Annotated in this window: 21 protein-coding genes, 1 tRNA gene and 1 pseudogene; 7 read left to right on the forward strand and 16 right to left on the reverse strand. The window is 42.2% G+C overall.

Features of this window, described 5'->3' with window-relative positions; all coding sequences use genetic code 11:
• Nucleotides 1–134: 134 nt before the first annotated feature.
• The 6 genes from D5281_RS13445 to D5281_RS13470 all read right to left on the reverse strand — a co-directional run bounded on the left by D5281_RS13445 (nt 135) and on the right by D5281_RS13470 (nt 8,893).
• Complete coding sequence (locus D5281_RS13445) at nt 135–2,324, reverse strand: alpha-galactosidase (RefSeq protein WP_160560666.1); 2,190 nt, start codon at nt 2,322–2,324, stop codon at nt 135–137.
• A 169-nt stretch (nt 2,325–2,493) separates the two neighbouring features.
• Nucleotides 2,494–4,548 carry an alpha-amylase family protein gene (locus D5281_RS13450; protein ID WP_160560667.1) on the reverse strand — a complete coding sequence of 685 codons (2,055 nt, stop codon included), beginning with the start codon at nt 4,546–4,548 and terminating at the stop codon, nt 2,494–2,496.
• Nucleotides 4,549–4,562: 14 nt separating this feature from the next.
• On the reverse strand, nt 4,563–5,402 hold the full coding sequence (locus D5281_RS13455) for an HAD family hydrolase (RefSeq protein ID WP_277935358.1): 840 nt from the start codon (nt 5,400–5,402) through the stop codon (nt 4,563–4,565).
• 205 nt (nt 5,403–5,607) lie between these two features.
• The gene (locus D5281_RS13460) at nt 5,608–6,468 is read right to left on the reverse strand and encodes a carbohydrate ABC transporter permease (protein WP_160560668.1); all 861 of its coding nucleotides are present in this window, start codon (nt 6,466–6,468) and stop codon (nt 5,608–5,610) included.
• Nucleotides 6,468–7,349, reverse strand: coding sequence for a carbohydrate ABC transporter permease (locus D5281_RS13465; RefSeq protein WP_160560669.1), 882 nt, complete (start codon nt 7,347–7,349; stop codon nt 6,468–6,470). Before D5281_RS13465 ends, D5281_RS13460 begins: the two co-directional genes overlap by 1 nt.
• A 227-nt stretch (nt 7,350–7,576) precedes the next feature.
• The gene (locus D5281_RS13470; RefSeq protein ID WP_160560670.1) at nt 7,577–8,893 is read right to left on the reverse strand and encodes an ABC transporter substrate-binding protein; all 1,317 of its coding nucleotides are present in this window, start codon (nt 8,891–8,893) and stop codon (nt 7,577–7,579) included.
• A gap of 645 nt (nt 8,894–9,538) precedes the next feature.
• On the opposite strand from D5281_RS13470, the pseudogene D5281_RS27195 reads away from it, so the two are divergent.
• From D5281_RS27195 to D5281_RS13480, 3 genes and pseudogenes are all read left to right on the forward strand, one after another.
• Nucleotides 9,539–9,715 (forward strand): annotated as a pseudogene (locus D5281_RS27195) (YesL family protein); the annotation flags it as partial.
• A gap of 249 nt (nt 9,716–9,964) precedes the next feature.
• A complete protein-coding gene (locus tag D5281_RS25745) occupies nt 9,965–10,195 on the forward strand; it encodes a hypothetical protein (protein WP_277935360.1) in 231 nt (76 codons plus the stop codon).
• Nucleotides 10,196–10,395: 200 nt separating this feature from the next.
• Nucleotides 10,396–11,127 carry a hypothetical protein gene (locus D5281_RS13480; RefSeq protein ID WP_160560672.1) on the forward strand — a complete coding sequence of 244 codons (732 nt, stop codon included), beginning with the start codon at nt 10,396–10,398 and terminating at the stop codon, nt 11,125–11,127.
• Between the two features lie 54 nt (nt 11,128–11,181).
• Here the strand turns inward: D5281_RS13480 and D5281_RS13485 are convergent, their stop codons facing one another.
• From D5281_RS13485 to D5281_RS13500, 4 genes are all read right to left on the reverse strand, one after another.
• The gene (locus D5281_RS13485; protein ID WP_160560673.1) at nt 11,182–12,159 is read right to left on the reverse strand and encodes a LacI family DNA-binding transcriptional regulator; all 978 of its coding nucleotides are present in this window, start codon (nt 12,157–12,159) and stop codon (nt 11,182–11,184) included.
• A gap of 331 nt (nt 12,160–12,490) precedes the next feature.
• On the reverse strand, nt 12,491–13,621 hold the full coding sequence (locus D5281_RS13490; protein WP_160560674.1) for an aldo/keto reductase: 1,131 nt from the start codon (nt 13,619–13,621) through the stop codon (nt 12,491–12,493).
• 365 nt (nt 13,622–13,986) lie between these two features.
• Nucleotides 13,987–14,775: a flagellin gene (locus tag D5281_RS13495; protein ID WP_160560675.1), complete on the reverse strand. Its 789-nt coding sequence runs from the start codon at nt 14,773–14,775 to the stop codon at nt 13,987–13,989.
• Between the two features lie 320 nt (nt 14,776–15,095).
• Nucleotides 15,096–15,521, reverse strand: coding sequence for a DUF3842 family protein (locus D5281_RS13500; RefSeq protein WP_160560676.1), 426 nt, complete (start codon nt 15,519–15,521; stop codon nt 15,096–15,098).
• A 392-nt stretch (nt 15,522–15,913) separates the two neighbouring features.
• Here D5281_RS13500 and D5281_RS13505 point away from each other — a divergent pair, with 392 nt between their 5' ends.
• Nucleotides 15,914–16,720: a hypothetical protein gene (locus D5281_RS13505; protein ID WP_160560677.1), complete on the forward strand. Its 807-nt coding sequence runs from the start codon at nt 15,914–15,916 to the stop codon at nt 16,718–16,720.
• 135 nt (nt 16,721–16,855) lie between these two features.
• On the opposite strand, the gene D5281_RS13510 is transcribed toward D5281_RS13505, so the two are convergent.
• From D5281_RS13510 to D5281_RS13520, 3 genes are all read right to left on the reverse strand, one after another.
• The gene (locus tag D5281_RS13510) at nt 16,856–21,112 is read right to left on the reverse strand and encodes a DEAD/DEAH box helicase (RefSeq protein ID WP_160560687.1); all 4,257 of its coding nucleotides are present in this window, start codon (nt 21,110–21,112) and stop codon (nt 16,856–16,858) included.
• Nucleotides 21,113–21,235: 123 nt separating this feature from the next.
• Complete coding sequence (locus D5281_RS13515; protein WP_160560678.1) at nt 21,236–21,766, reverse strand: nitroreductase family protein; 531 nt, start codon at nt 21,764–21,766, stop codon at nt 21,236–21,238.
• Between the two features lie 96 nt (nt 21,767–21,862).
• Nucleotides 21,863–22,111 (reverse strand): hypothetical protein, encoded by a 249-nt coding sequence (locus D5281_RS13520; RefSeq protein ID WP_160560679.1) that lies wholly within the window; start codon nt 22,109–22,111, stop codon nt 21,863–21,865.
• Nucleotides 22,112–22,322: 211 nt separating this feature from the next.
• Here D5281_RS13520 and D5281_RS13525 point away from each other — a divergent pair.
• Nucleotides 22,323–22,393: transfer RNA gene (locus D5281_RS13525), tRNA-Gly, on the forward strand.
• Nucleotides 22,394–22,495: 102 nt separating this feature from the next.
• On the opposite strand, the gene D5281_RS13530 is transcribed toward D5281_RS13525, so the two are convergent.
• From D5281_RS13530 to D5281_RS13540, 3 genes are all read right to left on the reverse strand, one after another.
• Nucleotides 22,496–22,687, reverse strand: coding sequence for a hypothetical protein (locus D5281_RS13530; RefSeq protein WP_160560680.1), 192 nt, complete (start codon nt 22,685–22,687; stop codon nt 22,496–22,498).
• Between the two features lie 472 nt (nt 22,688–23,159).
• The gene (locus tag D5281_RS13535) at nt 23,160–24,218 is read right to left on the reverse strand and encodes a hypothetical protein (RefSeq protein WP_160560681.1); all 1,059 of its coding nucleotides are present in this window, start codon (nt 24,216–24,218) and stop codon (nt 23,160–23,162) included.
• Between the two features lie 300 nt (nt 24,219–24,518).
• Nucleotides 24,519–24,755 (reverse strand): hypothetical protein, encoded by a 237-nt coding sequence (locus D5281_RS13540; RefSeq protein WP_277935361.1) that lies wholly within the window; start codon nt 24,753–24,755, stop codon nt 24,519–24,521.
• Between the two features lie 360 nt (nt 24,756–25,115).
• Here D5281_RS13540 and D5281_RS13550 point away from each other — a divergent pair, with 360 nt between their 5' ends.
• On the forward strand, nt 25,116–25,526 hold the full coding sequence (locus D5281_RS13550) for a VOC family protein (RefSeq protein WP_160560682.1): 411 nt from the start codon (nt 25,116–25,118) through the stop codon (nt 25,524–25,526).
• A 23-nt stretch (nt 25,527–25,549) separates the two neighbouring features.
• Nucleotides 25,550–26,035 carry a GNAT family N-acetyltransferase gene (locus D5281_RS13555; protein WP_160560683.1) on the forward strand — a complete coding sequence of 162 codons (486 nt, stop codon included), beginning with the start codon at nt 25,550–25,552 and terminating at the stop codon, nt 26,033–26,035.
• The last annotated feature ends 133 nt before the right edge of the window (nt 26,036–26,168 follow it).

The raw sequence follows: 26,168 nt of genomic DNA on the forward strand, positions 1-26,168 counted from the left end.
TTTTGAAAGTGATGTTATATTACCAGATTTGGAAATACCTGTCAAGATATATTTCGAACTTTATGCGAAAAAAGACTGCCATTCCACAGTCGCTCAACCAGGAATGACAGCTTAATCCTCATATTTCGTATATCTCACGGTTCTGCCACTTGGGTAAAATACATCTGATAAGCCCGGTATTCCCCCATCTCCACAGGCAGTGGAACTCCAGCCTCCATAAGCGCGTCAGCTCCATACAGCTTCCCGCTTTTTTCCTCACGGTAAACACTGCCGGATACCAATCCCTTCAAACGGATATAACTAACAGGCATATTACCATGCACTTCAAGCATAACCGCGCTAACCAACGCTTCCCTTCCATCCTCAGAAACAAATTCCCATGCGCCCACTTCATCCGCTGCCGGATTACTTAAGCGATAATATAAACCATTTTGAATCAGACCGGTATAACGCTTATATTCTTCTATCTGCTCCCTGATTTCCTTCTTTTCCTCCTCAGAAAGCTTCTTGGGATCCAGCTCATATCCAAAACAGCCTGCCATAGCAACCACTCCCCTTGTGTGGAAAGGTGTCACACGTCCCGTCTGATGATTGGGTACTGCCGACACGTGGGCACCCATTGTGATTGCAGGATAGCCAAAGGAGGTTCCATACTGAATCGAAACTCTGTCTATAGCATCGCTGTTATCACTACACCAAATCTGAGGGGAATAATAAAGCATTCCCGCATCAAACCGTCCGCCGCCGCCGCTGCATCCCTCCAAAAGAAGGTTCGGATACCTCTCTAATAATCTCTCCAGGAAATCATACAGACCAATCATATAATCATGCTGCACCCTTCCCTGATCCTTACTGTTTCGTGAAAAGCAGTCGGACAGACTTCGGTTCAAATCCCATTTCACATACTCTATATTTCCCTGATCCAAAACCTTACACATTTGTTCAAACACATAGTCAACCACATCTTTTCTGGAAAAATCCAGCAAAAGCTGATTTCTAGCGCGCACCGGATCACGCCCTGGAATTGTTAACGCCCAATCCGGATGCTCTCTATATAAATCGCTGTCCTCATTCACTCCCTCAGGTTCAAACCAAATACCAAATTTAAGCCCAAGTCCATTGATTTTCCGTATCAACTCACCCAAAGGCTCCCCCAGCTTTTCCTCATTGACATACCAGTCTCCCAGGGCCCTATAGTCGTCATTTCGTTTCCCAAACCAGCCGTCATCCATCACCAGCATTTCAACGCCAAGCTCCGCCGCCTGTTTTGCCAGCTGATAAATAGATTCCCCGTTAAAGTCAAAGTAAGAAGCTTCCCAGCTATTTAAAAGAACCGGCCGCGCCTTATCCCTGTACTTTCCACGACATAAGTGGGTTCTGAAACATGCATGCAGATTTTGTGACAGCCTTGCAAGCCCCATACCGCTATAAGTCAGTACTACCTCCGGCACATGGAACACTTCGCCTGCCTCTAGAGGATAAGAAAACAACTCATCTGAAAGCCCTAACAGCATACGAGTCTGGTTATACTGATCCTTTTCCGCCTGCCCTTTAAAGCTACCGCTGTATACAAAGGACATGGCATAACAGCTCCCTGCATCCTCCGTAGTTTCACGCCCGGCCAAAATCATCATTGGGTTGTATTGATGACTGGATGTGCCCCTTCGGCTTCCAATCACCTGGGCATTATGGCCTACCGGCGTTCTCTGCACATTCCGCTCCGAAGTATGGCGGCCGTAGAAACAAATCAAATCATACTCGCCGCCTACCAAGTCCAAACATGCCGCCTGAGCCTTTTCCAGATAAATTTTTCCTGCACCGCTATTTTGAATCCTGGCGCTTCTGGTTATGATATCCAATTTGGGTAAAATTCCGTAAACAAGCGTTACCTGTACCTTTGTGGCCTTATCCTCCATATAAATTTCCAGACTTTCGGCTTCATCCTCACCTGCATACACAGCGGGAAGGCCCGGTATTCCATACTTACCCTTTGTAATCTGATACCCCTGATATCGGAAATCACATCCATAAGAACCGTCCGTATTTTTTATGGCAACGGCTGTGCTCCGGTAATCTCCCGTTCCCTGACAGGGCAATTCCTGGGGCAGCACGTCCATTGAGTAAGTGCGGTCCAGGCCCACATCATAAGGGTTTCCTGAAAATCCCCTGTCAGCATAATGAAGCAGATAATCCATACAGCCCTTGCTCTTGCGTCCATAATAAAGGTGCAGCAAAAAACCGTATTCATCCACCTTCATCTGATAGGTTGTATTTTGGGTCTGCAGCGTAAAAACTTTATTCTTTTCAGAAAAAATAATACCCATATTCGTCCCTTTCTCCTATTATCACTCCACAATTAAGATGCGTAACATTTCAGCTTTCGGCTTCGCTCTCACGCCTTGTGGGCCGGCCCATTGTAATCACCCCTGCGCCGCTGCGTTTTTACTTATGAAAACGCAGCAAACGCAAGCTTTAAAAACTTATCACTTCTCATCAACCATTTTGTTCGAAGGTATGCTTCAGATAATAAAATCCATAAGCAGGTACATTCACACCGGTTGCTTTCATGACTTTGCCGGAAATCAAATCCGTATAGTCTCCATCGGTTTCGTTAATCCATGCCATCTTATCATATTCGCTGAAGTTAAACAAGCCTATAATCTTCTCTCCTTCAAAATATCTTCCGATACATAAAATAGAGGAATCCCAGGTTTCAATTGTCCATGTATCCGCATTGGACACAAATACCTTTTCTCTTTTCCTGATCTGTTCAAGCTGATCAAGGCTTGAGAACATTTTCCCTTCCACAGTTTTTGGGTCCGTAATATTTTCAGCCAGCGTCCAGTTCATTGCCCCCCGGTGAATATATCTGGAATCTGCAACCTTCTGAGGGTCCTCCTTATAAGTATAATCATTGACCTGTCCAATTTCATCTCCGCTGTAGATAACCGGAATACCGGACTGCATGAACATATAAGCATGCAGCATCACATCCAGGCGAATCGCCCTTTCCATGGCCTCCTCATTCTGCTCAAACCCGGCCTTTTCTAAGCCGCACATGGAAGCGGTGGTTCCGCAGAATCTGGCGTCCCCCGTAACAGGGTCGGCATTATAAAGCTCACCGCGGCTGTTACTTTCCCCTGCGTAGCCCTGGAAATAATCGTTCAGATACTTCTTATGGGAACGTTCTCCTATTCCCTCTCCCATCAAAGTGCCATAGTCCAGCCCCCAGCCTATATCGTCATGGCAGCGCAAATAATTTAAAAATACATAATCCTTGGGAAGGCCATTCACAATATCCAACTGCTTTTTCAACAGCCGCACGTCCCTTGTAGCTACCGTATGCCAGGTGGTAGCCATAGTGGTAACATTGTAGAGCATGTGGCATTCCGGTTTCTCAACCGTTCCAAAATACGGCACTACCTTCTCCGGCTCCATAACCACCTCTCCAAGTAATAACACGCCCGGACAAACGATTTCGCTGATAATTCTCATCATACGCACAATAGTATGTACCTGCGGAAGATTCCTGCACTGGGTATTCAATTCCTTCCAGATATAAGGAACCGCATCGATTCGGATAATATCAATTCCCTTGTTTGCCAGATAAAGGAAATTATACATCATCTCATTAAAAACTCTTGGATTTTTATAATTTAAATCCCACTGATAGGGATAAAAGGAGGTCATTACATAATGGCCTGCGTCCGGCAGCCAGGTAAAGTTCCCTGGAGCTGTTGTGGGAAATACCTGAGGTACAGTCTTTTCATACTGGGATGGAATCGAGTCGTCCTTAAAGAAAAAGTAACGGCTCATATACTCCCCTTCTCCTGCCCGGGCCCTCTTAGCCCACTCATGGTCTTCCGATGTATGGTTCATAACAAAGTCCATGCAGACATTGATGCCTTTTTTGTGGCAGGATGAAGTCAAACTGTCCAAATCCTCCATAGAGCCAAGATTTTCCTGTACCTTTCTGAAATCCGCTACCGCATATCCTCCGTCAGAGCGCCCCTGGGGCGTCTCAAGAAAGGGCATCAAATGAATATAATTTACATTACACTTTTCAATGTAATCCAGCTTGGACTCCACGCCCTTCATATTTTTTGCAAAATTGTCAATGTAAAACATCATTCCCAGCATATCGTTCTGCTTATACCAGTCCTGATGACGCTCCCGTTCCATGTCCTGGTTCTTTAAATCTTCATTCCGCTCCGCAAAGAAACGCTTTATATTCTCTATCAACTCGGCAAACATAGAATCATTCTCATACAATTCCATATAAAGCCAGCGGAGCTCGTCATGATGTCTCTCCAATCGCCTTAAATAGACTTCATCCAAAGCCTCAGCCTGAGCCGTCACTTCTTCCTTTTCTGATATTTCTTCCTTTACAGAATTTTCATTATTGGTCGATGCCTTCTCCTTTACATCGCCTTCCTCTGTCAAAGTTTCCTCTTGTGCAGAAAGACTATCCTTTACAGCCTTTTCCTTTATATTTTTCACTATTTCTTTCTTTCGCTCTGATTGTCTTTTTTTTACCTGTTTTCTCATAATTCCACCTCATATTACTTTTCTATCAAATTATATTTCAAAAAAGCATGCCAAATACCATCTTCCGATACAGACGGACACAGTTCGTCTGCAATCCTTTTTACCTCCTCCTGGCCATTCCCCATACATATGCTTAAACCTGCCATTTCCAGCATTTCTTTATCATTTATGCTGTCTCCAAAAGCCACACTCCTGCTCATCGGAATGCCCAGATAATCGCATACCAGCTTGACCGCCTTCCCTTTGTGAAATCGTTTGTTAATCAGCTCCCCGTTAATAAATCCATATTCATCCTCGCCTGGTATGCTAAATACAAAATCATCACCCAAAACCTCCTGCGGCTCTTTCAACTGCTCCCAGGATGAACATACAATAATAATTTTATAAATCGGCTGTCCTTTATATTCCCTCATGGGAAAGACATTCAATGACCGTTCAATCTGTTCTCTCCATCGCAGCAGCTCACTGTTATTCCCCTCCTCTGCATGAGCTCGTAAAAAACGCTTAAATTCTTCATCCGTATAAGAACCGTCCACGCATTCCACCGTTCGGAAAATACCATTTTTCTTTAGAACATCCATGGCAATCCGCTTTATTTCTTCTGTCACCGGGCAGTTAACCAGTTCCTTTTTCCGGTATTCTATATAACTTCCTGCACTGGCTATTATCCCATCAAAATCATATTTTAACAAGGGCAGCAGCATACCATAACTCCGGCCGGTACATAGAAATACATAATGCCCCTGCCTCCTGGCTTTTTCAATAGCTCGGATTGCGGACTCAGGCGGTTCATTTTGGCCTGGCAGGGTCAGTGTTCCGTCAATATCCAGAAAAATAATTTTTGAGTTCATCATGCTCTCCTGATAAACAAACACTCTCACGATTCGAGCATCGGTTTATGTTTATTATAACAAATGCCGTTACGATTCGCACGTCAGTTTATTGTAACAAAAATGAGACCGGAACACTATCATAAACAAGCATGGTCACTCTTAACGAGCCCTGCTTTTGTTAATGAACTAGCGCCAGTCTCATCACAAAATAAAACCCCTTATACCGTTATTTAACTGCACCTGAAGTTACACCTTCCACAATATAGCGCTGTAAGAACATATACAGTATTAAAATCGGCAACATTGCCAGTAACAAAGCCGCCATGACCAAACCGATATCTGTAGAATAAGTTCCATAGAATACCTGGGTAGCAATCGGGATAGTATATAACTCTTTTCTTGCCAGTACAAGACTGGGAAGAAGATAATCGTTCCAGAATGCCATTGCATCAATAATTGCCACTGTTGCAATTGTCGGTTTTAACAAAGGGAATACTATTTTCCAATAAATCTGCCAACGGCTGCAGCCATCAATCGTGCCTGCTTCTTCAAGGGCTATTGGCACATTTGTATGAATTGCTCCATGGAACATGAAGGTTGCCATTGATACGGAGAAACCTACATGCATGAAAATCAAAGTTGCACGGTGATTCAGGATACCGAACACACCGCCGTACAGAGATACCAATGGAATCATCAATACCTGGAAAGGAATAACCATAGATGCAATCATCATTCCAAACAAAGCTCCACATGCTTTCCATTTATTACGAACAATAACATAAGCAGCCATAGAAGCAAGCAGAATCGTAAGAATCGTTGAAATAATTGTAATAAAAGCTGAATTTCCAAAAGAGCGCCAGAAATCCATTTTTTTCATAGCTTCTGGGAAGTTCTGTAAGGTAAATCCATGGGAACCAACCAGCGCTAAAGGATCGGATGTGATATCCGCTTTTGTCTTAAATACATTAATTACTACTAAAATAAACGGAAAAATGAAACAAACAAACAACACGATCAAAATAACAATAGAAACAGCGTGCCGTATTTTCCGGTTACGAGCAGCTTTTTCATTTAAATCATCCATTATGCTGACACCTCCGCTTTCTTACCAATGTATACCTGAAGTACGCCTACAACTGCACAAACAATAAATAAGATTAATGCTTCTGCCTGACCAGTACCATAGTTTTTGTATGTAAATGCCTGATTGTACACATGCATAGCCGCCATAACCGAACTGTTAAAGGGCTCACCATTTGTCAAAGAAAGGTTTACATCATATACCATAAAGCATCTTGTAATTGTAAGGAACAGACATTGTACAAAAGAAGAAACCATAAGCGGTACGGAAATATGAATAATGGACTGCATATTTGTACAACCGTCAATCCTTGCCGCCTCAAGCACATCTGCCGATACACTCATAAAACCTGCCACATAAATCAGCATCATGTATCCCGCATACTGCCATACGGAAACGATAATGAGACACAACATAGCTCCGCTTGTTGTTGCCAGCCAGGATGTGGACAGAGCTCCTATAGAAAGAGACTCTCCAAGTGCAACAAAAGCACGGTTAAACACGAACTTCCAAATATAACCAAGTACGATACCGCCAATCAGATTCGGGATGAAAAATCCGGCCCGGAAGAAATTCTGCCCCTTGACGCCGCTGGTAACTAAAAACGCTAGGATAAATGCCACAACATTTACAAGGACAACGGCTATTATAGAATAAATAAAGGTCCTGCCAAGTGCCTGCCAGTAGGCGGCATCTGCAAAAGTAGACGCATAATTTGTAAGTCCAACAAAAGGCTTCTGCTTTGAAACGCCGTCCCAGCTTGTAAAGGTCAAATACAAACCATAGACGAACGGTAAAATAACCACAGCAACAAACGTTACTGTCGTAATGCCGGCAAACATAAAGAACTGCCTGCATTTAAAAGACATGCTGCTTGTATCCATATCTTAATGTCTCCCTTCTCTCATCCTTTTTTATCCTTATACCCCTGCATATCATAAACTATACTTACACCATAAGATATACTTATATTATAAGCGATACATACGATAACGCCAATAACTCCTGCCTGTCACAGGATATGCCCGCGATACTGCACTGACAATTCCTTTAAGGCTAAAGCTTTCAATCTCTGCCACTGAAGATAAACTTCAGTGGCAAAATCATATTTTTAGTGTTCTACAGGAGTTGTGGATGACCAATAACTCTCAATTTCAGCTGCAAGTCCTGCACGGTCAACCTGACCTGCTAAATATTTCTGGAAAGAAGCGCCGTTGATAGAATAATGATCATCAGGTAAATAATTATAGTTTTCAATCAGATTTCCACCATCAGCAAATGCTTTTACAGAAATGGACAGGGGATCCAGAGCGTCAGCGTTGATATTGCTGTAAGCAGGAACAAGCGCACAATCCTCTGTGAGGAACTTGTTACCGGCTTCATCAAATACAAGCCAGTTCAGGAAATCCTTTGCTGCCTGCTGCTGTTCTGCAGATGTATTGTCAGATGAATCAATCATGAAATACTTAGAACCGCCGCCTACTAACTTCTCATTAGAACCGTCACTTGTATTTTGGGGAACAGGCATCATACCCATCTTCTCAGAATAATCATAAGCATTGATCATCGCCCAATCCCAGTTACCACCAAACATAAATGCAATCTCGCCCTCAGCCAGCTTCTGCTCGGAAACCTCGCGCTCAGCTGCAACCGGTGAACCTGCCGCATAGTTATACTTCATTAAGACATCAAATGTGTCCATCAGGGAATTCCATTTCTCATTGTTTGCCAGGTCAGCGCTGCCTTCGTGTAAAGAAGTAATAAATGCCTCTACATCAGGCTGCTCCTCATAAACTTCCGCAAGATAATGCGCGCCCATGGACCAATCCTCTTTCATGATACCGGTAGGTGTTTCCATTCCGCCGGCAACAAGCTGATCTAACAGCCCCAGGAATGCATCCAATGTCTTGTAATCATCAGGGTTAAATTCTTCCCCTGTGATTGCTTCGATTGCAGTTGCATTGTACATAAGGCCGCGTGCTTCAATACATACCGGGAAACCTAATACCTTTCCGCCTACGCTGATTGCATAGTCTGTGTTGGCAACCCATTCCTGGTCGCTTAAATCAATTGCATGTTCTTCTCCAAGAGAATATACGTCTTTCGCGTCTACCATGGAAATTGTGTAAGGGTCATTTGCGGAATATCTGGTAGCCAAATGAGCCGCTACGGTATCGCTGGAATAATACACTTCCACATCCACGCCTGTTGCCGCACTGTACTCCTCAGCCATCTCTACAAACTGATCCTGAATTTCACTCTTGGTATTAAATACGGTAATAGATACTCCTGTGCTCGCTGCCGCTTCGCCTGATGCGCTTCCGCCCTCCGAATCGGAACCTGAGCCTGAATCAGAACCTCCGCCGCATGCCACAAGAGATAACGACATAGCTGTTACCAGCGCCATTGCAAGTAACTTCTTTTTCATTTTTTCATTTCCTCCTTCTAAAATAAATCCCTTTAAATCCCTTGAAATTGATATGTAGTAACATTTCCAGCCGGGAATCGGACTTTCTCCCCGCTGTTCCATGCTCCCGGCCTTGTTAACATTACGAAATGCCGGTATAATTTGCAGCAATAAAATAAGCCGCTAAACTTATAGTGCAGATTTCAATGTGCACAATAAGCGCTAGCAACTTTTGTGCAACAAAAAAACCGCCAGACATATCTAATTGCGTTTATTATCGTATCATTTACTTGATAATATGTCAATCGTTTATTATAATTTTTATCACTCAAAAGCAAATTATGTTAATTACATACAATTTCACGCCATAATGATTATGCATTTTGCACAAAACTCTATCCTTCTACAATTTTTGTCACTATTTTCAGCTCTTATTATATATGACAATCCTTTGATATTATTGTTGCACAATTTGTCTTTTATTGATACAATAATTATGACAAAGGATTTCATATCGGTTTATCGATAAACTGATACAGGAAGATGCTGGTTTTTTCTACGAAAAATTTTGAACATAAAAGAATGAAGTAAAGGTAAAAGATTTAGAAAGAAGGGATCCATATCCTAGACAAATTTTTTTATCAGGACACTCCATTTTGGAACGAAATGGGTAATATTTTTGATATTTTTATACTAAATACCCTTTGGATTATCTGTTGTCTCCCGGTTTTTACCATAGGGCCTTCCACTACCGCCCTTTCCTATGCCATGATCAATCTGGTGCGAGGTGAGACCAGCTCCGTATCCAAGGATTTTTTCCATTCTTTTAAGCAAAATTTCAAACAGGGAATTTTTCTTGGCATCCCGCTTCTTGCGCTTGGCCTCTTTCTTATAATAGATATCCGGATGTGCTACCATGCCGGAACCGGCATATACAGCTTCTTCATGGTATTTTTTGCTGTAATTTTTTTGTTTTGGATGTTTACGGTATTATATACATTTCCACTGTTAGCTAAATTCGATAAAAGCAGCAGGGAAATTGTCATCTGGGCCTTTGTACTTTCCATACGAAATCTGGGGCGAACGCTTCTTATGATTATTCTGCTGGTGTTTGGTCTTTGGGTCTGCCATATATTAATCGGACTTATTTTTATCGTGCCTGGTCTGGTTGTCCTCTACCAGTCACGCCTGGTTGTTTCCGCTCTGAAGGCATATTTGCCCGATCCTTATGCCGACCAGGAATTAAAACCGTTAACCTTTGACGATGAAGAAAATGATGCTGCGCATCATAACAGTTCGAATCAGGCGTCTGATGAAAATTAAAATGACGGCAAAGCGGTATGCAGGGGTATAAAGGTTGAATAAATTCTCTTGATCGCAGAGCGGAATCTGATATTCTGCCCGCGTTCCTCAGTAGAATGCTTCGGGATGGAGGAAAGGCTGACGGAATTGCATTCTTTCAACCGCGAATTTATGCTTGCACGCACAAATTCGCACGTTGAGAAAGGAGCATGGTTATAAATATGAATAAAAAGAAAAAATTGAAATCCACATTCATGCAGGAGCTGCATCACGACTTAAAGACCTTAAAAAGCCTGCCGTGGAAAAAGAAAATTGAATTTTTCTGGGATTATTATAAATGGCCTGCTATTGCAGGCATTTTTATCATAATCACCATCTGCACCTTTGCCCATATGTTCTATGAGGGACAAAAGCCATGCCGACTGCGGGTATGCGTTGTGCTGAATACGGACGAAAACTGTTCTCCCTGGTTTCAGTCTTTTATTGAAAGTCTCCAGTCAGACGGAAAACCTGGCGCCGTAGATATCAACCTTGATCAGCCCTTTGATTATGGCAATATGTATTACTACGTCCAGGAAATAGAGGTCATGACCACTATCTCCTCAGGACGTATGGATATGGCTATCTGCAGCCAGGATATGTATAGCTATTTACTTGCCCTAAACGCCTGTCTTCCCCTTGACCAGGCTCTTTCTAAGGAACTCGTATCCTCTCTGCTTGCAGCGGGGAAACTTGTCTATGACACCGCCAACCTGCAACAGGATAAAAACGGCAATGTCAACCCGGCAGATGGAATTGACGGTTATTATGCCGTCACCTTATCCGAAACAGAATTCAGCAATTTATATAACCGGACGGAAGATGGAACAGAACCGCTTTATGCTGTCATTATTTCAAATACGGAGCATCTGGATGACTGCGAATCACTGCTTCGGGCGCTCATACGGCCTTAGAACATGTTTGAAAATGCTCTGGCAATTGTAACACTATTTTATGATATTTGGCTTTCAGGTTGTCTCCCTTTCAATCAGATTAACAGGAAGGACAGTTCTTTTGGCCACTAGTTTTCCGGCAACAGAATCATTCAAAAGGTTAATTGCAATTTCTGCCATTTCCTTAACAGGCTGATGAATTGTAGTGAGCTGAGGGGTTGTGAGCTGTGCAATATTCGTGTCGTCAAAACCAATTATTTTCAGCTGATCCGGTACGGAAATATGAAACTTACGGCATGTCTGCAAAGTTTGGGCCGCAATCACATCGCTGTTTACAAACATTCCGTCTGTTTCCGGATATTTCTGCAATACATTTTCAAGCATTTCATCATATTCCATCCGATAGTACTGGGTATCCTCCGTATAAATTTCCACGAACGGAATTTTCTTTCTCTCACAAACCTCCCTAAAGCCTTCTGTACGCATATCTGCAGGCATAGACAAAGTTCCAATATTACCTACATGTAATAAATGCTTACAACCGCACTCAATTAACTTTTCTGCTGCCAAAGCGCCTCCCTGCTTGTTATCACACTCTATGGAGGCAGTTCTGTTATCTAAAAAACGCTCAATTGTAATCACTGGGACATCAACGCCATCAAATACATCCAAAGCCACAGAACCACTACATAAAATAATGCCAGCCACCTTATGATTGATGCACATTCTGATGTATTCTTCTTCTCTTTCATGAATACACTGTGAATTGCACAATAAAATCTTATAACCCTTCTCATACGCCCTTGCTTCCAGATTACTAATCATCTCCGCAAAATACGGATGGCTCACATGGGGTACAATCAACCCTATCGTATTCGTACTTTTCATTCGAAGGCTCCTTGCAGCTTCATTTGGATGATAATTCAGGTCTTTCATTGCATCGTCTACTTTTTTACGTGTATTTTCACTTATATACCCCCGGTTATTAATTACCCGGGATACCGTACTGGTAGTTAAACCCGCCAATTTTGCAACGTCCTTCAGAGTGGCCATTTGATATCTTCCCCTTTCCACCTATCTTATATGTACACGCTCTGCATATTATTCTCGTGTCTGGTCTGCACACTCCGACTTTTCATTCCATTTATACATTTTCTGAATAAATGGAATGACCTAAGATTAAGCAAACCCTATTTCTAATATATAATATTATAGCATAAAAGAGCATTTTTTTCAAGTCAGCCGGATTTCAGTAGATTTCCATAATTTCCTTCAAAATCATACATGGTGGTTATGATTCACGGAATCTCATTTATAAAGATAAATAAGAAAACCGCAGAGCGCAAGGCTCTGCGGTGTTAAAGACTTATGTAAAAAATACGGATTACCCTTTGACTTTTGCGGCAAATGTGGACATTGCTTCAGAAATTTTAATCTGCTGCGGACAGACCTTCTCACAGCTGCGGCATCCGACACAAGCAGAAGGCTGTTTTTCCTCCGGCACTGCCATCAACGCCATAGGCGCAATGAAGCCTCCCCCTGTAAATTCATGCTCATTATACAATTCCAGCAGCCTTGGAATGTCAATTCCCTTCGGACAATGGCTAACACAATATCGGCAGGCAGTACATGGCAAAAGGCCATTGAGCATTCCTCCTGCAACGGAAAGCAGTGCATCCATTTCCTCCTTATTAAGCGCCTTGTCCGACTCAAAGGTCCCTATATTCTCCTTTAATTGTTCCATATTAGACATGCCGGAAAGAACTACCTTTACGCTGGGAAGCGCCTGTAAAAAGCGGAATGCCCATGCAGGAATGGTTTCTTCCGGGCGCAAGGCCTTTAATTTTTCCGCATTTTCCTCTGACAGTCTGGAAAGGCGGCCGCCGCGCAGTGGCTCCATTACCCATACCGGTATATTGTAGGAATCCAGCAATTCCACTTTAGCCTTCGCATCCTGGAAAGACCAGTCAAGATAATTGAGCTGTATCTGACAAAATTCCATATCAGCTCCGTATGCTTCCAGGAAACGCTTCATAACATCATAATCTCCATGGGCAGAAAAACCAAGATGCTTAATCCGTCCATTTTTCTTCTGTTCCATCAGGTATTCATAAATCCCATATTTTTCATCCAGATATGCATCAATGTTCATCTCACATACATTATGGAACAGATAAAAGTCAAAGTAATCTACACCGCATTTTTCAAGCTGCTTTTCAAAAATCTCTTTTACCTTAGGCATATTGGAAAGATCATACCCCGGAAATTTTGTGGCAAGATAAAAACTTTCACGAGGATATTTCCCCAAAGCCTTTCCCACTACAAGCTCCGAATTGCCGCCATGATAGCCCCATGCCGTATCAAAATAGTTGATTCCATGCTCCTTTGCATAGTCGATCATTTCCTCAGCCGCTGCAAAATCAATTTGGGCATCATCACCATCAACCACCGGGAGACGCATAGCACCAAATCCAAGCGCTGACAATTGTAAATCCTGAAAATTCTGGTAAATCATAGTATCGTCCTCCTTCATTTATATATCGTTTCAAATTTATGAACCTTTTTGAGTGAAAACACCTGCCATTGCCTTCTTTATTATAAATGCTCTTTTCCCATGAATCAAATATAAAAAAAACATTCCTGTCTATACCCAAAAAGCATATGTTTCTATTTACGGTCCAAAAGCCGCTCATAGTAACATTCAGGACATCTCTCCACACCTGAATTATGCTCTCACAGAACGCCTCGCCAGCTTGTTTGTTGTGACGAAAAAGAAATCATCTGTGATAATCACAGATGATTTCAAATCTTCTTTATTTCATATCTATGCTCGCTACATACCGTAAGCTATACTTGCACTACCGCATAAATAGCTTCCGCTTATATATTTCCAAACATTCTCACAACCAAAGAATTATCATCCTGCATTTTCCTGCGGAGCATTGACATACGATAATCTTTTAAAAGTTTCTCACTCTTCTGCTGTGAAACCGCCTTGCCAATATCCAAATCCTCAATCTTGCTTCTGGATGACAACAGCTCCTCTGAAGACGACCTGGTATAATTATAAGCGTGATACAGCGCATTTGTGGATGCGCCGGTACGACTCCTTGCCATACTAATCTTATCCATAGCAGCATCAATATCCTTGATATTGAAATCTCCTGTAACATTATAGCCTTCAATACCAAGAGCCTTTAAGGTTGCGTTCTCCATCTTAATGGACATTCCCTCTCCCGCAGATGGATTAGAGGCAATATACATATCCGCCATGCTGCCATCAAGTAGATTCTTCTCATTATACTGCGTACCAACTGCAGTACGTTCGATATCCTGCAGCAACTGGTCTATTTCTTCCTGAAACATTTCCTTATCATCGCTACCATATATTCCGTTTGATGCCTTAAGACTTAGTTCGCGGATTCTCTGCAGGGAATCCTGTATGGTTCCGAGAGCGCCATCCTGAATATTGGCAACGCCAATACCATCACTGATATTGTTAGAAGCTACGTCCAGTCCATTCCCATTTCTTTTTAACTTGCTGGCAATTGCAAGCCCGGCCGCGTCATCAGCAGCTGTCCGGATTCTTTTTCCACTGGCTATTTTCCCATAAATGGAATTTGTATTATAATTTGTGTTATAACTATTACTAACTGGCGATATTCTCATAATTACTCCCTCCCGCCTAAGCAGCAATACACTTCGTCACGACTAACTAATTACGATATAATTATACTACACACATTTCAAAAATACAATATCCTACGAAAATTATCTTCCAAATTTTCCAAAATATCGTTACTATTCACGGCCTGGGAGCCGCTCATAGTAACATTCGGGGCGATATTCCAAGTTTATCTTCGCAAAAATCGCCCCTCACACCTGAATCACGTTCTCATGGAATGCGCAGTAAATGCGCATTCCTGACCCGTGAAAAGTAACAAAATATCCAAAATGAACAACCAGCTTACGGTTTGGCTGGCGCTTATTCATTCCTGCCAATCGTCTGCCTTATAAAGCTTTTGAACCTGTTCCACTGCCTCCTGTATCAGCTTTCCGGTGCTATAGCTGGACACCCCCACAATAACATTATCGCAGTGGTTAAAGGGAATGAAAACCCTTTTCGCATTGCTTTGCGCAATTGCCTTGGCCATCACAGGCGTTATCTCTCCAAACAGAGAATCCGCTATCACAATCCCTATGGGCCCAACAATCACATCCGCCCCCCGAGCTGCCACAGCAACTGCATTTTCACCTGTGGAAGCCCGATCTGCACCTGCCTTCAGCATCGCTGTTGTAGCTGCCACATTTGTTCCCACTGCCCACACCTGGCTATCCTTTATAGATTGCTTTATGGAGGAAACCAATTGCCTGCCTATTCCTCCGCCCTGGGCATCAACAACAAGTATCTTCATTTTCTCCTCCATTCCGAAGCATTCTACGCTGAGAAACGCGAGCAGAATATCAGATTCTGCCCTGCGAACAAGAGAATTTGTGATGCTTCTGTACAAATTTTAACTGAACACCTTCCGTTTATTGAACCAAATCGCTCATCAGAGAATTGGTTCAGCCTTTATCCCCCGCATTCCTCAAGCTTTGCTTTCTGTTTCATGCTGTTTTTACTGCTAAGTTATTTCATATTACTATAGATGTCTGTTTTTAGCAAGCTGCATTTAATTTATTTCCAACGTCAATCAGCACTTAAAATTATGCCTCAAAATGCCGATATAAAAATATAACTTTTTTTAGTGGTAAATGGATTTACCAGCAACTAATATTCAGTCTATTGAAATCATGGAGGATTAACATGGGTATACGAATCGGTTCAAACAATTCTAATGTAAGAATCATAAAATTGAGAAATGCAGATGGTTCTTCGGCAGGCACAGTCCGCATCTCATCGCCAGAAAAGAAAAAATTAAAACGTTTGAATTACAATTTTAAAGAAATTTCTTCTCAAATACTGGCTACCAAAACTTCCAGCGGCGCAAACAGAATCAAAATTAAAGCCCGTCAAAAAGCAGCTATGCTCCAGGGCAAACTGACAAACAGCAGCAGCGATTATGACTCCAGAGAGTTGCGGATGGCGCTTGCTCACGCCCAAAAAATGGAGCGCATTGCCAGAAAACGGATGAAACACCTAAAGGAGGAAGAACAAGCCAAGCAAAATGGAATAAATAGTATCGATGAAATTATAGACGAAGAAGAAATTTTTGAACTGGAGAATCTGGAAGATGATGATGCCTTAGAACTAACCAAAGAAGAAATGGAAGAATTGATGGAGGAATTTAACAGGCTCATGGAAGAAAGTATGGAAGAATTACAGGATGAAATGGGCCTTGGCGAATTGGCAGAGGAACTTGCCTCCTTTTCTTATGAAGAAATATCTCCGGAAGACCTTGAGCGTATGAAAAAAAAGCATCGTTCGGAGGAGCTTAAAGAAATTGTAGAGGCTGATATGAAATACCTGAAAGCTATGATCGATAAAATGCTTCAGGACAAACAAGAAAACGCCAATCATGTTTCTCTGCAGCTTTCCGGCGTGGATATTCCTGTTGACATTCCCGAAGTTCCTGTTCCTGTGGAAGGCGGAAATGTAGATATTTCTTTATAATACATGTTCTGAAAACGTATCAGGCTGTGGAAAAAATGTCTTTTATATACAAAGAGTCATATCCGTATACTGCGAATATGACTCTTTGCATATAAAAGTACTTTCCGGCCGCCTTATATTTCAAACCATTCCCACTCACCGATACAGCACATAATCCTGCACGTTCCTTACAAATCCGCTTTCTGCAAGGGCCTTAACGGCCTGTGCTGGATAGTCTTTCACCACAATACGCTTTTTTCCTCTAAAAATACTGCCTTTCTGATATGCCTCGGTAAATAAGCGCAAAATTCCCGTTAGCCCTTCCTTCTCAAAAACGCGCAGTGTCTTACCCTGCTTTTCAAAAAGCAAAGCAGGCATACCGCCCAAAAGGGCCACCGCTGTTCCCGGCAGATTCATAAAATCCCTGTCCGTCTCATGTGAAAACAGCTTTCCAAAAGGCTGCGCAGGGTCAGCAGCACATACCCAGACCGTCTCCTGCCCAGGATGAAGGAGCGCGGCCGTAACACTTTCAAAATCCTTTCGGCGTATAAACTGTGTACCGGAAAATCCTTTTACAAAATATCCTCTCCTTACCTGCCCTGTATATTCCTGAACACGTAAAAGAGTCAATGCATCCTGCCAGGAAAGTCCATGCATCCCAGCGGTTTCCCGACACAAAATAAGATAATTGTCAAAGCAGCTATCCATCTGTTCCTGCACGGTCGCTTCCCGCATTGGGCGTACCAAATCCCAGCGTCCGGCCTGCAAAGCCTTTACCCGCACGCCCACCCGCACTCTGGCGGCAGATTTCTTTGTTTTCTCTTGATTCAGCCATTGCCGCACCGGCAAAAAGCTATCTGCATACACTATCCCCTTTTCCATCAAAGACAGCAGCGTATCATAGGGCGATTCTCCGGACGGCAATACGCCATTTAAGGTCTGCATAAAGCTAGCGCCCCGTCTTGAAAGCGCCTGCGCCATGAGCTTTTCCTTTTCCGAAAGCTCCTCCCACGGAATTTCCGGCTCCTTCTCCCAGTCAATCCGCTCCATTTTGTCAAAACGAACTTTGCCGCCATCCTCCATGCGCCAGAAAAATTCTCCGGTGGAAAGCAACCCATCCAGCAGACTTTCTTTATAATTTTTCGCCCTGGCAGGCAAAAGAAATTCCTCCCAGGCCGCCCCTGGAAAAGACCTGCCTGCAAGGGTTGAAACTGCCTCTTTTATGCATTCTTCCGGCGGCAGCGGACGCCGCAATCCGGAAACAAGAAGGGCTGCATAAGCGCTGGCCGGACAGGTAACAATTTCTTCACGCAAGGAACGCAAGGTCTGGTTCCTCGCCCGCTTATAAAGCTGCGCATGGTAGTAGCGGACTTCCCTGCCTGCCTCCATATCATCGCAAAGCTCCTCCTGCCCTACCGCATCTCCCTTTTTGCACAACTCCTCAAGCACTGCTTTAGCTGTTTCCCTCCGCCAGCCGTATCTTTGCATAACCTGCCGGATACTTGCCCCGCCACGGTAGCGGAGCATCCGGCGCACGATATGAAGCGCTTCTTCTCCCACCGCCAATGTTCCGCCTTCTCTGGCTCCTGCTTTTTCTGTTCCTGTTTTTTCTGCTCCTGCTGCTCTTGGTTCTCCTTTTTCTGTCTCTCCCTCCTCTGCCATTTCCAGCGCCGCCTGGTATTCCGCCTTGAGCTCTGCGGCAATCCAAAGTCCCTGCTCCAAATAAAGCGCACGTCCCTCAAAAGCCAGTTTTTCCAGCCATTCCACAGGAACATCTATTTCTCCTGCTGCCAAATCTCCCTCCGTCATCAAAAGAGCGTGCAGCTGCCGCTCATCTTCCGGCAGTTTTTCACGGATCTGCAGGGTATTGCCATAGCTGATAGAAGAAAGTTCCTTTTTTCCCGGACGGAGTAATTCCTTTTCCTTCTTTAAAGCCTCCTCCACCGCTCCATAAATTCCACGGGGCGTAGGCGCATAATCGTACATTACCGCCGCCTCCTGGGCCCATTGCAGGGGCAGGGACATGGGAGAAGGAGAATCTGTATAAATCTCATGAATCCGAATATCACCGGACTGAATTTGTTCAAGCAGTCTTTGTACTCCGTCCACATCCCACAGCTGCTCCATACATTCCCTTTTCGTCTCACGAATCAGAGGATGTTCCTTTTCCCTGACCACCTGGTCCAACATTTCCGCGCTCCGCAGACGCTGCATCCATAGAGGAAGTCTTCCATTTCTTCGAACTCCCATCATCAAAGCCCGGCCGCAATTATAACGAAAGGCCATGTTAAAAAGCGGTGTGGCGGGAAGCAGGGCCGATAAAATATCCTTGCTCATCTCCGGCCGCACCCTTTTCAAAAGCCCTTCCCCTATCGCCTCGTCCCCGTAAGAATAAAGCAAAAAACCGTCCTCCTCATCAACACTCCCAATATTGATTCCCATTTCCTCTTTAGCAGTCTGGGCGGCCAGCAGAGCCAGCGGCGCATTGATACGGCGTCCAAAAACAGAGTGAATCATCAGCTGGCTGTTGCCGGATTGATCCTTAAAATGCTCCGCCAGAATTACTTTGTCATTTGGCAAAATGTCTGTCGTCTCAATTTGCCGCTTCAAATATCCGCTGGCGGCTCTTGATGCAGTCTCGTCCAATCCAAGCTCTGAAAGAGCCTCCGTAAGCCTCCCATCCTCCGCCGCCTCCTGAAGCCTGCGCATAATTCGGCCGAAGGCCTCTCCTGTTTCTTTCGACCTTCCTTTTATCTCTCCTTTCCAAAAAGGAAGCCGCGCCCCTTCTACAGGTGCACTGGTAACCGTCACCGTATCGCGTTCGATGCTTACCACCTTCCATGCAAAGGCTCCCAAAATAAACCGATCGCCTTTTTGGGTTTCATAGACAAACTCCTCGTCTGCCTCCCCCACCTTCACACCCTCCTGGGTTCTCACGGTGTAAAGACCCTTATCGGGAATTGTACCGCCGGCCGAGAGGGCAAGCATTCTGCTGTAACCATCCCCTTCCACCCTTTCATGGATTCTATCATACAAAATTCTGGGACGGGCCGGAACATCTCTTTCATGTTCATAATCCCCAGCCAGCATTCCCAGCACAGATTTCACATCCTCCTTTGTCACCTCTGCAAAAGGCCATGCTCTCGGCAGGATTTTCATGACTTCGTCTACTTTATAGCTCTTAAAAGCCGCCATGGAAACCAAATGCTGGGCAAGCACATCCAAACAGCCCCCAGGAGGATTCATTTTTTCCACATACCCTTCTTTCGCCAGTTGGGCCGTCATCCCGCACGAAATACTTTCCGCTGGGGTTCTGGGAAACAAATACATCAAACTGGTGCGGGAAGGATTATGCCCCGCCCGGCCTAATCTCTGCATTGTGCCGGAAATCGTACGCGGACACCCCACCTGCAATACCTGGTCAATTTCCCCAACATCAATTCCAAGCTCCATGGAAGATGTAGCGCAAAGAAGCCGCAGCCTCCCCTCCCTCAGGGCCTGCTCCGTTTCCATACGCTGCTCCTTGGAAAGACTTCCGTGATGGACACGGGCAAAATCCTGTCCACCCAAAAGGTTAACATAATATGCCAATTTTTCTGCATATCTCCTTCCCTCCACGAAGGCGATCACGCTTCGATTTCCCTGACAATATTGGTAAACAAGGGCAGAAAGCTCCTGCCATACCGGATCCTTTTTTCTCCTCCTGTTGTCCACATAAGACCCGAGAATTTCCAGCCGCACCTTTTTCTCCATAGAAGGAGCCGCCACAAAAACAGGCTCCGGGGCCAAATATCCGGCCGCATCAGCCAGGGGAGAAATCGTAGCGGATAAACCAATTCTCTGCAAAGGTTTTTCGCACAGGGCATCTAATCTGGCTAAGGACAACATTAAATGAGCCCCCCGCTTCGTATCAATTAATGCGTGGAGCTCGTCTATAATCACTGCCTGAGCCGGGGCCAAAACATTCTGTCCTGTTTTGCTGGTGAGCATCAGATACAAAGATTCAGGCGTAATAATTAAAATGTGAGGCGGCTTTCTCACCATCTGCCGTCTCTCCTGCTGGGTTGTATCGCCCGTGCGAACCGCTACCTTGACGAAATCCTCTCCCCCTATTCCCGCCAGCGGCTTCCTTAGATTCTCACGGATATCGGATGCAAGTGATTTAAGCGGGGAGACATAAATCAGCTGCAATTCCTGCTTCAGATTCCCCTTAACCGCCTTCTCCTTCAGCCTGTCTAAAAACACCAAAAAAGCGGAAAGCGTTTTTCCTGTTCCTGTGGGCGCCGACACAAGCACATGTCCGCCTGCCGCAATAGCCGGCCATGCGGCGCACTGTACCGGTGTCGGTTCTCCTAACGTCTGCCTGAACCAATCGGCAGTCATTTTGCCAAATAATTGCAAGAAATCCTTCATTCTCCAACATACCTTTTCCTTCACAACATCCTCGGATTACTGCCGGGCTTCACAGGACAATCCCTTGTAATAAGCGCAGCCTGACTTTTCCAAGCAGCCTGCGCTTTACTATAGTATAAATTTTTATAAATATGTAACCTGCACATTGGCGTCATAAGTATGGGGCGCTTTTTCAACTGCCTTATGGCCTACCGCAAAGGCTATCTCATACTCATAATTCTCAGGGAATTTCAGTGCGTTTGAAAAATACTCCCTTTTTTCTCCCCGAAGCGCATCATAAATGCAGCCTATAATCAGATTGCCAAGCCCAAGCTCCTCTGCCACAAGCGCCATATTTTCCACTGCAATCCCTGCATCTAAGGGGCTCCATTTGTAATCCTTATCGGCGCTTAATATAATTACCGTTGGAGCCTCAAAATAAAAATTATGCGCCTGGTCGCAAACGCCGCGAATACGATTTTTTTCTTCTTCAATCTCCTTTAAAATTGGGTGCTCCCCTTTTAAAACCGTAAAATGAATCTCCTGCTTGTTAGCCGCTGTGGGGGCCTGCAGCCCAGCCTGAATCAGACTGTCCAGTTCAGCCTCTGTCAGGGGCTCCCTGGTATAGCCTCTTGTTGAGCTGCGTGTTTTTACTGCCTCAATTACATTACTCATTTTTCTTCCTCCATTTTGCTTTTTATAGACTCCCGTAATCTCTTTTTTAAGCTTCCTTTTTCATCCGCAATCGTTCCGCTTTGCCTAACTGTTCCTTTAATCTTTCATAAGCGCGCTCCATACATTGACGCTGGAAGCCATTTTCTTTAAATTTGTAAGTTCCCTTCGCATGTAATCTTCTAATTGTGTAATTTCTTTCTCCGAAAATCCCTTGCTCGATAAAATAGTACACTCCGGGATCTTACCCTCCGCATTCCGTACACCATCATCAAAAGTTACGAATGCATAGTTTTTTCCATCTTTACTAAATACCGGTGATACCGACATATTGAATGCGTCTTTCATGCTCCCTCCATTACTATTTTACAGCACCTTAAATCATCTCATCCTGCCTCCATTATAGCAAAAGCAGGCATCATGTCAACAATCTAAAAGTTTATGCGCATTCCTGACCCGTGAAAAGTAATTTGAAAACAACTAAGCCATCAAAAATTATCCAATAAAACTTTCACATTTTTCTTGAAGGGAGCCGCAATTTATGATACACTATATTTATGCAGATGTAGTTCATTGGTAGAATATCAGCTTCCCAAGCTGAGGAGGCGGGTTCGATTCCCGTCATCTGCTTTTAGAAATCCTTGATTTTGCATGTTTCAGAGCGTGATATTTAAAAGATAATCAGACAGTATGTTCGATTATCTTTTTTAATTTACTTTCAATTCCGGGATTTCACTGATTATCTGGCTTTTCCTGGTAGCAGTTCATCCATAGCATAAATTTCCCATTCTGTTTTCCAGCCCAATTGTGGATTCGGTTCTTTGCTTTCCTTAAGCCCTTTTCACTCATGTTATCATCAAAGGGAATCTGGAAGTCATATAGGAACAGCAGATGGTTTCCCGTATATTTCTCCATCCAGTTCAATAGCTTTTTCTCATCATTACGAGCATACTTATGCTGTGTTTTCTTCCCCACCTTTAGCTATCAGTCTCGGTACTTTTCTCCATATCCCAGGATCACCTTCTGTAGGAATTCGTCCTGTCCTTCGCCTATGGATTGTTCCTTACGCGGTTCATCTCACACAGCAGGGATATCATTTCCCCTAACCACCCATCCCCGCTGTCTTCACTATTCTTTTTAAGGTATCGTATGATGTGGACATTGTATTCCCCGCGTACTGTCCCGAAATGATGGAATAATACCTGTCTCATTAATTTTCTTTTCTTCTTTCATTTCTCTTTTAACGAATCTAATTTTCATAAATGTGATTTTCTCTAAGCATTTGTAATTTCGAACAATCATTTCAAGTTACGGCTATTTATTCTTCTGTAATAGTTTTTCTAATTTCATATTTATTAAAGAAGCCCTATTTATCTTTCTGCTACATTCCATAAAATTATTCCATATTACTTTTTCTTCTTTTGTCTTTTCTATTATGTTTTTTTGTTATATTCTTACTTTGTTTCACATTTATAAATAATATTATGACTAATGTAAAAGTAAAAATAATTATGCCAGACAATAATTGCATTTTAATTTCATCATCTATATCCCAATCAAAAAAACATGGCAAAAGATTTATAACTATAAAAAAAATAAATACCAAGATTCTTTTAATCGGGTATGTATCAGATATATTTTCTTTTCTATGTGATATTAAAAAAAGTAAACCTATGGAAATCGCACATGCAGTCAACGAATTAAAAAGTAGTAATATTGTTTCAATCTTTCTTGTATGTACGATAAGCTGTACGCTGCCGCACGAAATTAAAAACAGTGTTCCATAGAACATTGTCCATGTTGGATATATTTGTTTTGTTTTAAATCTAAATGGAGTTTCGTCTATTATTCTTAACGCAAATGTAGTAAATACAATTGCACCATAAACTGTAATTATGAAAATATATACACTATTAATAATATTCATCCATTTCCAATTATTGCTTAATTGATAGTTTAAAGCATTTATATAACTAGCAAATAAAGAAATTCTAAAAAAAACATTTATCAATTCTTTTTTTGTTTTTACTAAAGAAGATATCATATCATCGAAACTAAATTTTTTAATATGATCAAACATTGAACATATAATTAAGGCTCCTAAAATATTAGGAACTAAATTATTAAATATTTGGATTTTATAATCATTATAATTACATATCTTATCTATATATTTTGCACCAATTGTAGGTAAACATGCAAAAATAATTAACGTAATATATCTTTTAGGCTGCTTTACACAAAATAACTTTTTTATAAACGAATCAAATTTTATAAATTCATATGCTTCTACTAAAACATCTAATATTGCTGTAATTATTACAAAAATGATGGTGTGAAATATATCTTGTGTAATAATTGCAAATAAAGCAGATAAAAATGCATTGAATAAAATTAAAATTATTCTCCAACGTAAAAGATGATCTTTTAATATTTGGGTGATTATTTCATCCATAAAAATACCCCATTTTATTTTAATCTATAATAATTTTTTAATCATCCAATGAAATAATCCTACAATTAATAAAATGAATGCTTGCACCAATTGCTTTTTCATTATCCATGGTTAAACTTTCTTTTTCTCTTTACTTCTTTTATGTAAAAAATAATATCTTTTATGACAAAATATGTAAACAACCTAATTATTCCTTTATACATTACCTATAATTCAGAAAAATTTATAAACATTCTTAATTTTTAGCATACTATATAAAGTATATCCTTTACCTGATGTACTTTATATATCTTACATTTTCTAACCGTTAGTTTCAATTTTCTTATCTCCATCAATATGCCATATCCTTTTATATTTACTGGCATCTTCAAGAAAATACTCTGCTACGAACTTATCTGTATATGTTTCTATCTTCTTTTCAGCACCCCTGAGGGTAAAGTGTACATATTCTGTTTTGTGCATACAGAAATTATCTTTAAGGTTATTTACCACTCTTTCATGATTGCTGTTCCAGTAATTGCTTGTGCCATTAACCAACACAAATACTTCGTCATTGGTAGTCAGTTCTTTTCCACATTGTCAAGTGAAGCATTCATTCTTTTTGCTTTTCATACATGGAGTCTTGTAGATGTTCTATGGATGTGCTAAGCTGAACACAACAGCAAAATTGGGATTGACAGAGTATGGTGTGAAGATAACCAATAGCGATATAGATAAAAGAGATTTCTATGTGGGAACAAGAGCATAAAACACACCGTGAACATATTGCACCTAATGAATTTGATATTCTACATTATGGTGCGATTGCCGAGTTAAAAAAGTGTTAAATTCCAGTTTATAGGAAAGTTGTATACGAAGAAAAACCGGAAACTGTAGTATAGTATAGAGGAGATAATAATGAATGGAAAAGAAGTGCGCGTAGGTGTGAGTTTACTGGTTGGTAACATGGACAACATGGTTCGATTTTATAGAGATATATTAGGCTTTCAAACTCAATGGGATGGTGGTTCGTTTGCAGACTTTGAAACGGCAAGTGGTGAATTATCCTTGTTTATGTACAGCAGGGAAGAATTTGTCAAGGCAATAGGAAAGGACTATATTCCTCCCAATGGTATCAACCAGACTTTTGAAATTGCCCTCTGGTTGCCCAGCTTCGCTGATGTGGATTCAGAATATGAACGTCTCTCGAAGCTGGGTGTACAGTTTCCAGCAGGAGCCCCCATCACTTATCCTTTTGGTATTCGTAATTTTTATGTAGCAGACCCAGAGGGAAATTTGCTTGAAATCGGAAGTGCAAACGCAATATAAATCAAAATTCAAAGGAGAACACAATGGATATTGAATTTAGAAAAATAACAGAGTTCCCTCGTGGAACACTTGCAGCTCTTTTGAAAGACGGCTATTCTTTCGAGCCGAAATTTGAACATAATTGGCATAAACAATGGCAAGCGTTTGATGATTTCTTTTATGATAACCCTCATATTGCTGAGTTTAGCGGATTTATGACAGTCTTGAAAGGAAAGCCTATAGGGTTTGTTTCGTGGAATCCGACAAATTTACCTGAATCAACAGAAGTCGGACACAACTGCATTTTGACGAAATACAAAGGAAACGGTTATGGGAAACAACAAATGCGGGAGGCAGTTCAACGTATGACTGCACAAGGAGCAAAAAAGATAGTAGTTTGGACAAATGAGATTTGTATTCCCGCTCAACACACCTATAAAAGTTGTGGCTTTCAATTTGTAAAAATGAGTGCGGAAACATTCTCCGAATATGCAGGTCAAAGAATACATTATGAAATTATAGTAGGATAAATTCAAAAGTCATCACAGTAGAAAACTTTGGCGGAGAATTGGCTGGGTTATTTTCGATCTTTGAGTCTGTGAAAAAAAGTCTGTAAATATTTCATAAGAATAAGGTCTTCTATGATAAAATCTAAATCATAGG

It is taken from the genome of Parablautia muri, from assembly GCF_009917485.1.
Classification (GTDB): domain Bacteria; phylum Bacillota; class Clostridia; order Lachnospirales; family Lachnospiraceae; genus Suilimivivens; species Suilimivivens muri.